Below are 15989 nucleotides of genomic sequence, written 5' to 3'. Positions count from 1 at the left end.
CGAGCAGGAAGGCACGGCCGTGGCCTCAGAGTCTGGCCCGCGCACACCGCGCACCGGTAAGAGCTGGATCTCCGCCTGGGACCCCGAGGACGAGGGGTTCTGGAACGACGGCGGGCGACGCGTGGCCCGCCGCAACCTGTGGGCCTCCATCGCCTCCGAGCACATCGGCTTCTCCGTGTGGAGCATCTGGTCGGTACTCGTGCTCTTCATGATCCCCGAGCACGGCTTCTCCACCACCCCCGAGCAGAAGTTCCTGCTCCTGTCGGTGGTCACCCTGGTCGGCGCGATCCTGCGCGTGCCCTACACCCTGGCCGTGCCCGCCCTGGGCGGACGCAACTGGACGGTCATCTCCACCCTGACCCTCATCGTCCCCACCGCCGCCGCCTTCCTCCTCGTCCGCGACCCCGACACCCCCTTCTGGCTGCTGCTGGCCCTGGCCGCCACCGCGGGCGTGGGCGGCGGCAACTTCTCCTCCTCCATGGCCAACATCAACTCCTACTTCCCCGAACGGGAGAAGGGGTGGGCACTGGGCCTGAACGCGGGCGGCGGCAACATCGGCGTGGCCACCGTCCAACTGGTGGGCCTGGCCGTCATCGCCCTGTTCACCACCTCCGCCGGACACCTGGTCCCGCTGTTCTACGCGCCGCTGATCCTGCTGGCCGCCTGGTGGGCGTACCGGTCCATGAACAACCTGGCCCACGTGCGCAACGACGTCTCCGCGCAGCTGTCGGCCGTCCGCGACCGCCACTTCTGGATCCTGTCGCTGCTGTACGTGGGCACCTTCGGCTCCTTCATCGGCACCGGGTTCGCCTTCGGCCTGCTGCTGCAGTCCCAGTTCGGGCTGGCGCCCGTGCAGTCCGCCGCGATCGCCGTGCTCGGCCCGGTCATCGGCTCCCTCATCCGCCCCGTGGGCGGCCGGGTGGCCGACTCCCTGGGCGGGGCCCGCGTCACCCTGTGGGTCTTCCTGGCCATGGCCGCCTGCGCCGCCGTCCTGGTGCTCTCCGTCCAGGCCGCCCAACTGGCCCTGTTCATCGGCGCGTTCGCGGTGATGTTCGTCCTCACCGGCCTGGGCAACGGCTCCACCTACAAGATGATCCCCTCCCTCTACGCCGCCCGTGCCGAGGACGCCGTCGCCGCAGGGGAACCCCGCGAACAGGCCCTGGCCCGCACCAAGCGCGTGGCCTCCTCCGTGCTCGGCCTCATCGGCGCGGTCGGCGCCCTGGGCGGGGTGGGCGTCAACATCGCCTTCCGCGAGTCCTTCGCCGCCACCGGCTCCACCGCCCCGGCCTTCGCCGCCTTCGGCGCCTTCTACCTGGTGTGCGCCGCCGTCACCTGGGCGGTCTACCTGCACCGCCCCGCCGCCTCCCCGGTCGGCGCCGCCAGCGTGGAGAATGCCAACCGATGACCACCACCCACTGCCCCTACTGCGCGCTCCAGTGCGCCATGCACCTGGAGCCCGGGCCCGACGGGCGCCTGGCCGTCCGCCCCGCGCCCTTCCCCACCAACCGCGGCGGCCTGTGCCGCAAGGGTTGGACCTCCGCCGAGGTCCTCACCGTCCCCGACCGCCTCACCCGCCCCCTGGTGCGCAAGGACCGCGGCTCCGACCTGGTCGAGACCGACTGGGACACCGCCCTGGACCACGTCGCCGAACGCCTGCTGGCCCTGAGCGCCGAGTCCGGACCCGACACCGTCGCGGTCTTCGGCAGCGGCGGCCTGACCAACGAGAAGTCCTACACCCTGGGCAAGTTCGCCCGCCTGGCCCTGGGCACCTCCCAGATCGACTACAACGGCCGGTTCTGCATGTCCTCGGCCGCGGCCGGGGGCACGCGGGCCTTCGGCCTGGACCGCGGGATGCCCTTCCCGTTGACCGACGTCGGCGAGGCCGAGGTGGTCCTGCTGGCCGGGGCCAACCCGGCCGAGACCATGCCGCCGATGATGGGCCACCTGTCCGCGCCCGCCCTGATCGTCATCGACCCCCGCCGCTCGGCCACCGCCCAGGCCGCGCTCTCGGGCGGCGGCATGCACCTGGCACCGCGACCCGGCACCGACCTGGCTCTGGCCCTGGGGCTGCTGCACGCCGCCCGCGTCCAGGGCTGGTGCGACGAGGAGTTCCTCGCCGAGCGCACCACCGGCTTCGAGGCCGCCTGGGAGCACGCCGCCGCCTGGTGGCCCGAACGCACCGAACAGGTCACCGGCGTCCCGGCCGTCCGCATCCGCGCCGCCGCCGACCTGCTGGGCGGAGCCGCCCGCAACCGCTCCGCCTACGTCCTGACCGGACGCGGCGCCGAACAGCACGCCAAGGGCACCGACACCGTCTCGGCCTGGATCAACCTGGCCCTGGCGCTGGGCCTGCCCGGCCGCCGGGGTTCGGGGTACGGGTGCATCACCGGCCAGGGCAACGGCCAGGGCGGGCGCGAACACGGCCAGAAGGCCGACCAGCTCCCCGGATACCGCAGGATCGACGACCCCGCCGCCCGCGCCCACGTGGCCGGGGTGTGGGGCGTGGACCCCGACGCCCTGCCCGGTCCGGGCCGCTCGGCCTTCGAACTCCTCGACGCCCTGGGCAGCGACGGCGGACCGCGCGCCATGCTGCTGCTGGGCTCCAACCCCGTCGTCTCGGCCCCCGACACCGCGCGCGTGCGCGCCCGTCTGGCCTCCCTGGACCTGCTGGTGGCCGCCGACTTCGTGCTCTCCGAGACCGCGGCCATGGCCGACGTCGTGCTGCCCGTGGCCCAGTGGGCGGAGGAGAGCGGCACCATGACCAACCTGGAGGGGCGCGTCCTGCGCCGGACACGGGCCACCGCCCCGCCCGAGGGGGTGCGCACCGACCTGGAGGTGCTCTCCGCGCTGGCGGTGCGCCTGGGACAGCCCGCCGACCGCTTCCCCGCCGACCCCGACGCCGTCCTGGCCGAGCTGGGCCGGGCCTCGGCCGGGGGAGCGGCGGACTACTCCGGCGTCACCCCCGAGCGGCTCGCCTCGGGCGAGGCCCTGCACTGGCCCGTGCGCGCGCAGGAGCCGCCCACGCCCCGGCTCTTCCTGGACGCCTTCGCCCACCCCGACGGCCGCGCCCGCCTGGTACCGGTCGCCCACCGGCCCCCCGCCGAGGACACCGACGCCGACTACCCCCTCGTGGCGACCACCGGACGGCTGATGGGCCACTACCAGTCCGGCGCCCAGACCCGCCGCGTCGCCGAACTGGACCGGGCCGAACCGGAGGCGTACGTGGAGGTGCACCCCGACACCGCCGCGCGCGCCGGGCTCGCCGCGGGCGACTGGGCCCGCGTCACCTCCCGGCGCGGCCACACGCGCGCGCGGGTGCGGCTGACGCCCACCGCCCGCCTGGACACGGTGTTCCTGCCCTTCCACTACGCGGACGCCCAGTCCGCCAACAACCTGACGAACCCGGCGTTGGACCCGACCAGCCGCATGCCCGAGTTCAAGGTGAGCGCGGTGCGGCTGGAACCCGAGGACACGCACACACCAGGAGGCAGCAGTTGAGCACCGTGCAGGGCGCGTCCCCGCGTCAGATCGTGGTCGTGGGCAACGGGATGGTCGGCGCCCGCTTCGCCGAGGAGGCCGCACGCCTGGACCCGACAGGAGAACGGGTCCACGTGAGCGTGGTCGGCGCCGAGCACCACCCCGCCTACAACCGGGTCCTGCTCTCGGGCGTGGTCGCCGGGGACTACACCCCCGAGCAGATCCGCCTGCCCGTCCCCGACACCCCGGGCGTCACCGTGCGCACCGGCGTCACCGCCACCGCCCTGGACACCGAACGGCGCGCCGTCACCCTGGACGACGGCAGCGCGCTGCCCTACGACGAGCTCGTCCTGGCCACCGGCGCGCGCGCCTCCTTCCCCCCGGTCACCGGCGTGGCCGGGCCCGACGGCGCGCCCGGCGAGGGGGTGACGGCCCTGCGCGACCTGGACGACTGCCAGCGGCTGCTCGCCCTGGCCCGCCCGGGCGCCCCCGTGGTGGTCCTGGGCGGGGGCGTACTGGGCCTGGAGGCCGCACGCGGCCTGGTCGGACGCGGCATACGCGTGTCGGTGGTGGAGTCCTCGCCCTGGATCATGCGCCGCCAGATCGACCAGCCCGCCGCGCGCATCCTGGCCGAACGCTACGCCGCCCTGGGCGTGACCGTGCACTCCTGGCGGGTGGCCGCCCGCTGGATTCCGGGCACCGGCCTGGAACTGGACGACGGCCGCGTGCTGCCCGGCGACGCCCTGGTGGTCACCGCAGGTGTGCGCGGCAACATCGAACTGGCCAAGGACGCCGGTATCGAGGTCGAGCACGGCGTCGTCGTGGACGACCGCCTCTCGACCTCCGACGCCCGCGTGCACGCCATCGGCGACTGCGCCCAGCACCCCGGTGGCGGGGCCGGACTCATCCAGCCCGGCTGGGAGCAGGCCGCCGTGCTGGCCAGGCGTCTGACCGGCGCCGCGCCGCACGCCCTCTACGCCGGGGCCAGGCCGCTGACCCGCCTCAAGGCGGAGGGGATCGAGCTGACCGCGTTCGGGCAGGTGCACGAGGAGGACGCCGAGGACCTGGAGACGGTGACCATCAGCGACCCCTACGGCGGCCGCTACGCCAAGCTGTCCGTGCGCGAGGAGAAGGTGGTGGGCGCGGTGCTGCTGGGCTTCCCCGAGGCCGCCGCGACCCTGGCCCAGCTCTACGACACGGGCGCCCCGGTGCCCGCCGACCGGCTGGCGCTGCTCCAGGGGCTGCCGACCACCGCTCCCGAGGAGGCCGACGGCGCGGCCGACGCGCTGGTGTGCCGGTGCAACGCCGTCAGCCGCACCGACATCGAACAGGCCTGGCTGGACGGGGCGCGCACCCGCGAGGCCATCGCCGACCGGACCCGGGCCACGACGGGTTGCGGGGGGTGTGTGCGGGACGTCCAGGCGCTGCTGTCGGGGATGCAGGGCCAGGCCACCGCAGGGGTCTGACCCTGGGAGGAGGCGCGTGTGGGAGGACGCGGCCTCGGACCCCCGGGGACCCGGCCGGAAGGACCGTTCTGCCCCGGGGGTCGGGCGCACGTGTTCCCCGCGAACCCGACCGGGCGGACCGTCCGGCCCAGGGGAGGGCGGGAGGGGTGGGCTGCTCGCGGCTCCGCCCGTCCAGGCGGCACCGGAACCAGGACCGCTCCACCTCCGACATGCGCCGCACCAGCCCCAGCAGGGACATGGTGGAGGGCCGCACCGAGCGGCGGGCCAGCGCGTCGGCGTCCAGACCCGAGCACTTCAGCTCCAGGGTCATGCGTTACAGGTAAAGGAACTCGACCAGGACGGCGCGTTCGCCGACGGGGCGGGGGCGACCCTCGCGGGGATCCTCGTCCAGGGCCAGGAGCATGTCCGCGCGCTGTGTGCTCACAGGGAGGAGCATCATTCACGCGTCGCCGGTGCGCAACGGGTTTTCCCACCTGGTCCGGCCGTCGTCAGGGCTCCGAGGACTCCGGCTGACCGAAGGCGCCGGTCGGGCTGGGCGCGCGGGGGGGGAGAGGCTCCTCGCAGGGGCGCCCGGCCGGATCAGCGCAGTGCGATGACCACGCAGACGAGCGCGGCCAGGGAGGCCAGGGTGCGCACGTTGTTCCAGCGCACCCACACCGGCTCGAAGGCGGCGCGCACTGCGGCCGGGTCCGCGATGCGCTCGGCCGGGCCCTCCCGGTCCAGGGCGTTGTTGCGCGGGACGTTGACCGCGAAGGTGGACACCAGGGCCACGACCAGGCAGAGCAGTGCCGCCCCCGACCACACGGCGGAGGAGGTCGCCCCGACGCTGGCGTGGAGCACGGCGCAGGCCAGCGCCGCCACCGGGGCGCCGATGAAGACCACGGCGAAGAACGGGTTGAGGATGGCGACGTTGACCCCCTGCATCGCCTCGATCATCGCCCGGTCCCCGGCCCTGCGCAGACCGGGCATCACCGCTATCGAGAACGCGAAGAACAACCCGGCGAACAGGCCGGTCACCACCACGGCGAACACCGGAACGACCACGTGCACCATCTCCGCCACGCCACACCCCGGATTCTGTTGTCCCGCCCGCGCGTTATGGGCGGATTCTACGTGCCGCGCGGAGTGTCCGCGGCGCCGTGGACACTCGGCGTTCCGCGCGACGCCACGACCCGCCCCGCACACCTCCACCGGGCATCCTCCGTGCGGTGTCCGGCACCCCGACCCCGGACGCCACACAGTCACCGGAAGCCATATGAGGCCCTGCGAAACGCAGCCCGCTGCACTGAACACCCCGTACAACACCGGACACCCACGGTGCGAACACGTATGCCGTGCACCCCTTTCCCGGCGCCCGCTGTCGCTATACCGTCGGGCAGGTGGACGTCCCCCCGCTCGTCGGCCGTGAGAAGGAACGACACCGGCTGCGCGCCGCGGCTGCCCCCGGCTCCCTCGTCCTGCTGGCCGGGGAGGCCGGATCCGGCAAGACCCGCCTGGTCGGGGAACTGGACCACGACCCGGTCCTGGTCGGGTACTGCCCTCCCCGGACCGCCCCCTTCCCCCTCTTCCCCCTGGCACCCCTGGTCGAGGCCCTGCGCCAGGCCGTGGTCCCCGACGGTCTCAGCCCGCTGTGCGGAGCCCTGCGCCCCCTGCTGCCCGAGCACGCCGACCGGCTGCCTGCGCCGCCACCGCCCGCCGCCTCGGTCGCCACCGAGCACCACCGCCTCTACCGGGCCCTGGCCGAACTCCTGGACTCCCTGGGCCCCGCCGTGCTCGTGCTGGAGGACGTGCAGTGGGCCGACCCGGCCACCCGCGACCTGCTGCACTACCTGGCCCCGCGCCTGCCCCCGGAGCTGGGCCTGGTACTGACCTACCGGCCCGAGGACCTGCCGCGCGCCTTCCCCGTGGCCGCGCTGGCCACCCGCGTCCCCCTCAGCACACCCCACCACGAGATCACCCTGGACCCCCTGCTTCCCGAGCACCTGCTCGACCTGGCCCGCCGGACGCTGCCCCGCGCCACCGCCTCCGACGCGCGCCGCCTGCACGCCTGGACCGGCGGCCTGCCCCTGGCCGCGGTGGAGACCCTGCGCCACCTGGCCGACGCGTCCGCGGCTCCGCCGCCATCGTCCGACGCCTCCGCCACCCCACCCGCCGCGTCCGTCCCGCCCTTCGCCGCCATCCCGCCGACCCCGCCCGTACCGGCCTCCCTGCGCGACTGGCTGCTGGAACGCCTGCGCCGCCTGGACCGCGACACCCGCCGCCTGCTGCGCGCCGCCAGCGTCCTGGACCACCCCTGCGACGAGGCCGACCTGGTCCGCGTGGCGGACCTGGACCCCCAGCGCGCCGAGAGGGCCCTGTCCCGCGCCCGCCGCCTGGGCCTGCTGCGCACCACCGCGCCCGCCACCCTCGCGCTGGCCTCGCCCCTGCTGCGCCGCGTCTACCACGACGCCCTGCCCCACGCCAAACGCCGCCGCCTGCACCGCGCCGCCCTGGCCGCCCTGGGCCAGGCGCCCGACCCGCCCCACGCCCGCCTGGCCCACCACGCCCGCGAGTGCACGCACCTGGACGAGTGGACCGACCACGCCGAACGCGCCGCCGACCAGGCCCTGTCCCAGGGCGAGGACGCCACCGCCGTCACCCTGCTGCGCGACGCGCTGACCCGCCAGGGCCTGCCCGCCCGCCGCCGCTACGAACTAGCCCTCAAACTCGGCCGGGCCGCCCTGACCGGCAACAGCGCCGAGGACACCATCACCGTGCTGCGCGACGTGCTGGCCACCCCGGGCCTGTCCGCGATCCAGCGCGGCGAACTGCGCATGGAACTGGGCCTGCTCCTGCTCAACCAGGCCTCCCAGGGCAGCACCGCGCGCGGCGAACTCGTCCGCGCCGCCGCCGAACTCGCCCCGGCCCCGGGCCTGGCCGCCCGCGCCATGTGCGCGCTCGCCGTCCCCCGCACCACCCCCGACCCGGTCGACACCCACCGCAGGTGGATGGAGAGGGCGGTCGCCGCCGCCCGCCGCAGCCGGGACCCGGCCGTGGGCCACAGCGTGGCCGTCAACCGCGCCACCCTGCTCGCCCAGATCGGCGATCCGGCCGCCTGGCAGGTCGACCTCCCCGACCCGGGCACCTCCTATCCGTGCACCCCGCACCCGGGCGCCGCGTACGCCCACCCGCCCCCGGAGGTGGTGGCGAGGCGCCGCGAGTTCGCCCGCGCCTCCCTCAACCTGGCCGACGCCGCCGTCATGCTCGGCCACTACGTGCGCGCCGACCGCCACCTGGACGACGCCACCCGGTGGTCACCGGCGGCCGAGGTGCCCTTCTTCCACGAGAGCGCCCAGACCCTGCGCCTGCTCCTGGACTGGGCGCGCGGGCACTGGACGAACCTGGCCGAGGAGACCGAACGCCACCTGGGCTCCTCGCGCCTGCACGCGGTCACCGCCGAACTGACCCTGGTCCGGGCCTCCCTGGACCTGGCCCGGGGGGATCCCGACGCCGCGAGGGAGCGCCTGACCCGCTTCGACCCGCCCGGCCCCGACTACACCGTTCCGGTACGGGCCTTCGCCGCCGGGCTCCTGGCCCGCCTGGCCACCGCGCAGGGGGACCCCGACGCCGCCTGGGCGCGGGTGGAGGGGCTGGTGTCGCTGGTGGCGGGCAAGGGCATCTGGGTGTGGGCCGCCGACCTGGTCCCGGGCATGGAGGCCCTGCTCGCCCTCGACCGGCACGCGGTCGCCCGGGACCTGTGCACCCGCTTCCGCGCGGGGCTGCGCGGCGCCAGCGCCCCCGCGGCCTCCGCCGCCCTGCTGAGGTTGGAGGCGGCCCTGGCCCACCACGACGGGCGGCGCGACCGGGCGCTGGGTCTGTACGCCGAGGCCGAGGCCGCCTACCGGGGCATGCCCCGCCCCTACGACGCCGCCCGGGTCCGCGAGGCCGCCGCCCACGTGGGGCCGGACGTGGGCGCGCTGCGGTCGGCACTGGAGGAGTACACCCGGCTGGGCGCGACCTGGGACGCGGCGCGGGTGCGCCGCGCGCTGCGCGCCCACGGCGTGGCGACCGCGCCCGCGCCCGGCCGCCGCGACGGACGCCTGTCGCCGCGCGAGGCGGAGATCACCGCGCTGGCCGCGCGGGGGCGCACCAACCGGGAGATCGCCGACCTGCTGCACCTGTCCCCGCGCACGGTGGAGACCCACGTGGCCAACGCGCTGGCCAAACTGGGGCTGCGCTCACGACGGGAGCTGTAGGTCAGCCGTGCCACTCGCAGAAGAGCACCGTGGCGTCGTCGCCGAACTTGCCGTGGTGGTACTCCAGCACCGCGTGCACCAGGCGCCGCAGCGTCTCGGGAACCGGCATGTTGTCGGCCTGGTGGCGGATGACGAAGTCCACGAACCGCTCCACACCGAACTCCCGGCCCTCGGAGTCGCGCGCCTCGATGATTCCGTCGGTGTACAGCAGCAGCCGGTCGCCCGGTTCGAGCTGCTCACGGCACACCGTCACCGGCAGCCCCAGGTCCATCCCCAGCGGGTGGGAGGGCTCGCACTCCAGGTCGCGGACCTTCTCGCCCCGGATGAGCACCGGCGGCAGATGCCCGCAGTTGACCCAGTACAGCTCGCCGGTGACCATGTTCAGCTCGGCCAGGACCGCGGTGGCGAAGCGGGTGCGCACGAACTCCTGGATCAGGGTGTGCTCCACCCCCTGGCAGATGTCGACCAGAGGGGTGCCCCTGCGGCGCTCGTTGCGAAAGGCCCCCACCGCCAGGTTCGCGATGAGCCCGGCGGTGTTGTCGTGGCCCATGGCGTCGAAGACCGCCAGGTGGGCGGTCTCCCCGGCCAGGGCGTAGTCGAAGGAGTCGCCGGCGTTGTCGTAGGCCGGTTCGGTGGCGGCCGAGATCGTCACCCGTGAGTCGGCGAAGGTGCCCGGCGGCATGAGCGTCCACTGCATCTCCGCCGAGACCGACATGGGTTCGGTGCGGATCAGCCGGGCGTAGGCGTCGCTGTTGGAGCGCTTGGCGATGACCAGCAGGGCCACCATGGAGGCCAGGTCGCGCATCGCCGAGCGGTCGGGGTCGCCCGGGTAGCTCACGTGCAGCACACCCAGGCGTTCGGCGCCGTCCAGGACCGGAACCCAGTAGCGCTGCTCGTCCTCCACCCGCACGGCCACGCCCGTGACGTAGGCCTGACCGGCATCGGAGTCGTCCACCGGCAGGTCCTCACCGCCCTGGTGGGCGTCGTTCCCCTCTCCCGTGACCTCGCGCAGGACCTGCTGCTGGTGGTCGGCGAGGTAGACGCGCGCCTGGGAGAGCCCGGCGCTGTCGGCCTTCTTGGCCACGAGTGAGGGCAGTTCCTCGAAGGTGGCCAGGTGTCCGGCCCGCACGAGGGAGACCATCAACTCGTTGGACGCGTGTTGCACCGGCATGACAGCACCCCGGAATCCGGCACGACAGTCGTTCGTCTCACGAACTTCTACCCGTCATGCCACCTTTCGACCAGAAAATACATCTTCGCACGTGAGAGCCTGACCGAACAGGCCAAGGCCCCCACCGAAACCTCCCTCGCGGCGCTCCGTCCGAAACCACCCCCCGCCGTGGAGGAGGGTGACCGCGGGCGGCGCCGGGCCCCGCCCGCTCACCGGTCGGCGGGAGGTTCCTCCACCACGCGGGCGTCCGGAGCGGAGGGCGGGGTGTTCGCGAGCGCGAGCTCGGGAGGCGTCCTCTCCGACGACCGCGGACGCCGCTCGGAAGGGCTGGCCGACTCCTGCGCCAGCGGGTCGTCGAGTGAGCGGAACACGGGCGCGACCAGGGCGGCGATCGCCGTGACGCCCGCGAGCACGGCGAGGACGGCACCCGCGACGGGCAGCCCGGCCGCGGTGGCGAGGGCCGCGATCGGGGCGCTGGTGAGGGCGGGAGCGGCGAGCATGACGGTGTTCTGCGCGCCCAGGACCCGGCCGCGCATGCGGTCCGGGGTGGCCTCGACGGTCAGGACGCCGAGCACGGCCGAGGCCGGTGCGAAGGTCAGCCCGACCAGGGCCGCGGCTCCCAGCACCAGCCACGGGGAGGCCATGGTGCCGATCGCGCCGAACCCGACCAGGGTGCCGCCCATGCCCAGGACGAACCAGCCGCGGCGGCGGACCCGCCCGGCGGTGGCGGCGTAGAGAGCGGACCCGGCGATGCTGCCCGCCGCAAGCGCGCTCAGCGTCAGCCCGGTGAGCCCGGGAAGGTCCTGGCCGGTGAAGTAGGCGGGCATGAGGGTGGTCTGCAACGAACTCAGGACGGCGACGAGCACCGCGCTGACCAGGGTGGTGCCGAGCAGCAGCCGGGTGCGGACCAGGAACCGCCATCCGTCCGCCAGGTCGGTCACCGCCCGGCGCACCGGGCCGCCGAAGGCGGCCGCACCCGAGGTCCCGACGGTGTCGGCCGGATCGGGGCGTCGCCGGACCACCCGACCGGCCCGCGGGTCGAGTAGAAGGGTCATGGCCGCGGCCAGCAGGCTCGTGGCGGCGGTCACCAGCAGCAGCGCCGGGGACAGCCCGAGCAGCCCGACGAGCAGTCCGCCCAGACCGGGGCCGGCCAGCAACAGGACGTTGCCCATGGTCTCGCGGGTGGCGATCAGCCGGTCCAGCCGCCCCGGCCCGGCGGCACCGGCCCGCCCACCCGGCCGATCGGCTCGGTCCGGTCGGCCGGCTCCGAGCCCGGCCAGGGCGGGCAGCAGCGTCTCCTGAGCCGTCATCCCCGGCACGCGGATCACCGCCCCGACCACGGCCAGGGCCAGGAACCAGGCCATGTTCAGACCCCACAGGGCGTCGACGACCGGCAGCGCCGCCACCGACAGGGCGGCGAGCAGGTCGGAGACCACCGAGACCCCGCGGCGGTCGATCCGGTCGACGAGCAGACCGGAGACGAGCCCCGCCAGGGCGGAGGCCGCCGTGGTCGCGGTCGCGAGCACGCCCGCCGCCAGGACGTCGCCGGTGCGGTCCAGGACGAGCAGCGGCATCACGACGCTGGCGATGCCCTTGCCCAGCAACGACAGCCCGTACGAGGCGAAGTAGACCGTGGCGCTGCGGCGCATGACCGTCCGGCCTCCCATCGGTGTTCGGGTCGGGGGGTGTCGTTCCTCCCGCCCTCCCGTCCGTGCCGGGGAACGCGGGGTGAACCGTGTCCCAGCAAAGACCGTGCCGTCGCGGCACACTCAAGACCCCGAACACGTGGCGTGGGTCACTCCGCCGAGGCGGCGCTGGCAGGGCCCGCCTTCCCGGACACGGCCGCCGCCCGACCCGAGGAAGGCCCGCGCCCGGCGTGAGCCGGACACGGGCCTTGGGCCGGGGAGGAGGCCCTCAGAGCGTCCGCGGTGTCAGACGGGTCGGTCCCCCACCGAGGAGGCGGCCACCAGGCTGTTCCGGGCGGCGCTGGCACCGCGTGCACCACGCGGACCTGGTGCGGTGACCGCGGAGGTTCACCGGCCCGTCCCTTCCCCCGTGATCTTGTACTCATAGCGGGACTCGACGGTCGAACCTCGCCATAAGTACAAGATCACCGCAGGTCAGGGCCCTTGCGTCACACCAGGAACGGTTTCGGCCAGTCCACTAACGAACCCCGCGGGCCCCGCGGATGTCACCGGGCAGCACCTCGGGCAGCCCGCGCCCGCACCCCGCGCACTCGGCCCGGCGCCGCACCGCGTAGGCGGCCGTGGCCACCCCCAGCGCCGCGCCCCAGACCGCCATCGACGCGAACGCCGCCGCGTGCAGCGGCTCGGTGGTCAGCAGCGAGCGCGCCTGCGCGTCCAGGAACTCGACCACGACGCTGCGGCCCATCGCCACCAGCGCCACCGCCACCAGGGACGCGGGCACCACCGCCAGCCCCACCGGCACTCGACGACCGGACAGACCGGCCATCCACCGCGGGAAGCGCACGCCCCAGCGCTGCACGAGCCCCAGCATCAGCACCACGCCCACCAGACCGGCCGTGCCCAGCCCCACCCCGATGACGATCGTGCCGCCGTCGGCGGCCATGGCGTCGAACTGCTCCCGGCTGACCCCCACCGGGATCCCGAAGAGCCAGGGCAGGCGCAGCGACGGGTAGAACAGGGCCACCACGCAGGCCACGGCCACCGCGATCCGGCCCACCCGCAGCGCCCGGGCCCGGACGGCGCGCTCGCGCCCGGCGTTCCACTCCGGCGCGCGCCCGCAGTGCTGGCAGGCGCCGCGCACCGCACGGCGGTGGGTGAGCGCCGCCGCCCCCCACACCGCCACACCCACCGCGAAGAACAGGGTGGACAGGTGGGAGGCGGTGAAGGTCGCCTCGGCCCACAGCTGGAACAGGCCGGGCACGATCCACCCCGCCACCGGCAGGATCATCGTGTACCCCAGCCAGGACAGCAGCTGCCCGTCCACGAACACCAGCAGCACCACCGCACCCAGCGTCCAGGAGAGCGCCTCGACCGCGCGGCCCCCGCCTCCCGGCGGGCGCAGCATGAGCACGGCGCCCACCGCGCCCACCGCGCCCAGCAGCAGGGACACCGCCCCCGAGACCGTCCGGGCGTTCAGCGGACCCGAGGCGTCCGTGGGGAGCAGGGCGAACAGCGCGCCGAACCCGCTCTGCCCCGGGGCGCCCGCCGCGACCACCCCGCTCAGCCAGGCCAGCCCCAGTGCCAGGGCCACAGCCGACCAGGCCAGGGCCGCCCAGGGGACGGCGGTGGGCCGCGGATGGTCGTGGCGGGTCTCGGTGACAGGTGGTGAGGCGGCCATGGCCTGCTCCTCGTCTCAGGTGCGGTCGTTACTGACCCCCACACCCTCGCGCGCACGGGCCCTGGCGCACTTCACCGTGCAGCGGGACCCGCATCCCCCGCGCGGGGGAGATCCGGCGCCCCGCGCACGCGCACCCCCCGCCCGTGTCCCCGCCCGGGCGGCCACGGCCGGGCCGGTGCGCCCCGCCGCGTCCGGCTAACCCCGACCGGCCCGGTAGGCCTTGTCCAGGGCGGAGACCACCACCTCCACGGACTGGGCCCCCGAGATGCCGACGGTGCGGTCCATGACGAAGAAGGGCACCCCTGTCGCGCCCAACCGGCGGGCCAGGGCGATGTCCTCGCGCACGTCCTCGGCGTACTCCCCGCCCTCCAGCACCCGCAGCACCTCCTGGGACTCCAGGCCGGCCGCGGCCGCCACCTCCACCAGGACCGCGGTGTCGCTGAGGTCGCGGGCCTCCACCAGCTGGGCGCGCATGAACCGCTCCTGCGCCCGTGCCTCCAGGCCGTGGGTCCGGGCCAGGTGGATGAGGCGGTGCACGTCGAAGGTGTTGACCATGACCCCGCCCGCGAAGTCGTAGTCCAGGCCCTCCTGGGCGGCCACCTGCGTGACCTGCTCGGTCATCGACCGCACCTGCTCGCGGGACGCCCCCATCTTGCGCGACAGCGAGTCGTAGACCGGCTCGCTCGCACCGGTGGGGAAGGCGGGGTCCAGCTGGAAGCTGCGCCAGCGCACCCGGACCTGGTCGGAGTGCTCGAACAGCTCCAACGCCCTCTCCAGGCGCCGCTTGCCGATGTAGCACCACGGACAGACGATGTCGGACCACACCTCGACCTGCACAGGCCACCCCCCACTCACCCACACGTTCTCCGGGCGTGTTCGCGCTCCGGTTCCGAGCCACACTAACCGGGACCCGGTACCGGCGTATCCGTCGGCGAACAGGCCCCCGGCGCCGGATCGGGCGGCCCCGGCGACACGTCCCCCTAGATCGTTGATGGGGGTTTCTGAAACTCCTGCGCCCATGACGAAGGGCGTCGAGGATCGGTGTGTGACGACCAACCTTGACGCCCTTCTGACCGCACTCTACGTCCATCTGGACGACCACGTCCTGCCTTCGCGCGAACAACCCGTCAAACGCGGCCCGAACCGGCTGCTCACCAACGCCGAACTCGTCTGCGTCGCGGTGGCCCAGGTCCTGCTGCGCCATGACTCCGAACGCCACTGGATGCGCGCCGCCCCCGCCCGGATCGGCCACCTCTTCCCCCGCCTGCCAGGCCAGTCCGAGTACAACCGTCACCTGCGCGAGCTGGGACCGGCCCTACTCGCAGCGGCGATGTGGCTCGCCCGGGCCGTGCCCACCTGGTGGGAGCGGCTGCGGTTGATGGATGGCACCCCGGTGCGCTGCGGCGCCTCCCGGGTCACGGTCAACCGCTCCGGCCTGGGTGAGATCGCCGGGTATGGCATGGACAAGTCCCACCACGCCTTGTCTTGTTCCGGTTGTGGTGGAGGCTCTCAATCCTGGGAAGGATGAGAGACATGCCAGCACCGAGGAAGTACCCGCCTGAGCTGCGCGAACGAGCGATCCGGATGACAGTGGAGGCTCGCAGGGACGCGGCCACACGCGACGGGGCCATCGCCCGTACCGCCGACCAGCTCGGCGTCAACCGCGAAACGCTGCGCAACTGGGTCGCCCAGGCCGAGGTCGACGCCGGCCACCGGCCCGGCACCACCACCGACCAGGCCCAGCGCCTGGCCGCGCTCGATCAGATTCTTTCTGAGACCGCCAATGACCTGGACCGGGCCTGGAAGAACCGCATGATCACGCGGTTCCTCAAGGATGCCGAAGCCCGCGGAGACGACGAGCTCCGACAGATCCTTGAGCCCATGCTCCTCCAGGTCGTCAAGGAGTGCAGCAACTAGCTTCACCACTCACTCCGGACGAGAACGGCCCCACAGCTCAAGCTGTGGGGCCGCTTCGCGTTCCCGGTACTCCATCATCAGACGAAAGGACACCATGTCTACGCCCCCTTCCTCCCCGGACGACTCCACTTCCGCGCACATCAGCACCAAAACTGCCCTCGTCGTGCTCTTCTCCGTGGGCGCGGGCATCGCCACGTTCATCTTGAGCACGATGGCGGACATGCACCCGGCCTTGGCCGTGCTGGCCGGAGTCGGCGCGGCGGCGGGATCATGGAAGTTCTGGGACAGCATCATCCGCTGAACTGCCGGAAAGAACCCTGGCCGCCGGAAGGTGAACCTTACCTGCGGTGAGACGCCACGTCTCGCGACATAGGGGCGAGGAGGACCGCTACAGGATTT

At 74.1% G+C, this 15989-nt stretch carries 11 protein-coding genes and 2 pseudogenes; 7 read left to right on the top strand and 6 right to left on the bottom strand.

The annotated features are described in order from the left end of the window. Positions 1–19: 19 nt before the first annotated feature. The 3 genes from FYW99_RS08365 to FYW99_RS08355 are packed head-to-tail and all read left to right on the top strand — an operon-like array spanning position 20 to position 4943. Positions 20–1405 carry an MFS transporter gene (locus tag FYW99_RS08365; RefSeq protein WP_150251428.1) on the top strand — a complete coding sequence of 462 codons (1386 nt, stop codon included), beginning with the start codon at positions 20–22 and terminating at the stop codon, positions 1403–1405. Further along, positions 1402–3498 (top strand): molybdopterin oxidoreductase family protein, encoded by a 2097-nt coding sequence (locus tag FYW99_RS08360; protein WP_150251426.1) that lies wholly within the window; start codon positions 1402–1404, stop codon positions 3496–3498. The genes FYW99_RS08365 and FYW99_RS08360 overlap by 4 nt, the downstream gene beginning before the upstream one ends. After that, positions 3495–4943 (top strand): FAD-dependent oxidoreductase, encoded by a 1449-nt coding sequence (locus FYW99_RS08355; protein WP_150251424.1) that lies wholly within the window; start codon positions 3495–3497, stop codon positions 4941–4943. Before FYW99_RS08360 ends, FYW99_RS08355 begins: the two co-directional genes overlap by 4 nt. 154 nt (positions 4944–5097) lie before the next feature. Here FYW99_RS08355 and FYW99_RS32260 read toward each other — a convergent pair. Continuing rightward, a pseudogene (locus FYW99_RS32260) lies at positions 5098–5253 on the bottom strand (mycothiol transferase); the annotation flags it as partial. 269 nt (positions 5254–5522) lie between these two features. Beyond that, positions 5523–6005 carry an anthrone oxygenase family protein gene (locus tag FYW99_RS08345; protein WP_150251422.1) on the bottom strand — a complete coding sequence of 161 codons (483 nt, stop codon included), beginning with the start codon at positions 6003–6005 and terminating at the stop codon, positions 5523–5525. Between the two features lie 317 nt (positions 6006–6322). On the opposite strand from FYW99_RS08345, the gene FYW99_RS08340 reads away from it, so the two are divergent. Beyond that, positions 6323–9178, top strand: a complete 2856-nt coding sequence (locus FYW99_RS08340) for a helix-turn-helix transcriptional regulator (RefSeq protein ID WP_150251420.1) — start codon at positions 6323–6325, stop codon at positions 9176–9178. A 1-nt stretch (position 9179) separates the two neighbouring features. On the opposite strand, the gene FYW99_RS08335 is transcribed toward FYW99_RS08340, so the two are convergent. From FYW99_RS08335 to FYW99_RS08320, 4 genes are all read right to left on the bottom strand, one after another. Beyond that, positions 9180–10349, bottom strand: coding sequence for a PP2C family protein-serine/threonine phosphatase (locus FYW99_RS08335; protein ID WP_150251418.1), 1170 nt, complete (start codon positions 10347–10349; stop codon positions 9180–9182). Positions 10350–10558: 209 nt separating this feature from the next. Next, entirely contained in the window at positions 10559–11998 is a 1440-nt protein-coding gene (locus FYW99_RS08330; RefSeq protein WP_223838864.1) for an MFS transporter, read from the bottom strand. 514 nt (positions 11999–12512) lie between these two features. Further along, a complete protein-coding gene (locus FYW99_RS08325; protein WP_150251415.1) occupies positions 12513–13673 on the bottom strand; it encodes a hypothetical protein in 1161 nt (386 codons plus the stop codon). Between the two features lie 195 nt (positions 13674–13868). Continuing rightward, entirely contained in the window at positions 13869–14510 is a 642-nt protein-coding gene (locus tag FYW99_RS08320) for a DsbA family oxidoreductase (protein ID WP_150251413.1), read from the bottom strand. A gap of 208 nt (positions 14511–14718) precedes the next feature. Here FYW99_RS08320 and FYW99_RS08315 point away from each other — a divergent pair. From FYW99_RS08315 to FYW99_RS08305, 3 genes and pseudogenes are all read left to right on the top strand, one after another. After that, positions 14719–15153 (top strand): annotated as a pseudogene (locus FYW99_RS08315) (IS982 family transposase); the annotation flags it as partial. Positions 15154–15206: 53 nt separating this feature from the next. Next, positions 15207–15590, top strand: a complete 384-nt coding sequence (locus FYW99_RS08310; protein WP_190394593.1) for a transposase — start codon at positions 15207–15209, stop codon at positions 15588–15590. 94 nt (positions 15591–15684) lie between these two features. Then, positions 15685–15891 carry a hypothetical protein gene (locus FYW99_RS08305; RefSeq protein WP_150251409.1) on the top strand — a complete coding sequence of 69 codons (207 nt, stop codon included), beginning with the start codon at positions 15685–15687 and terminating at the stop codon, positions 15889–15891. The last annotated feature ends 98 nt before the right edge of the window (positions 15892–15989 follow it).

It is taken from the genome of Nocardiopsis deserti (genome assembly GCF_008638355.1).
In the GTDB taxonomy this organism is placed as follows: Bacteria; Actinomycetota; Actinomycetes; order Streptosporangiales; family Streptosporangiaceae; genus Nocardiopsis; species Nocardiopsis alborubida.
Note: the sequence above shows the minus strand (reverse complement) of the source record. Positions and strands in the feature narration are given on the sequence as shown.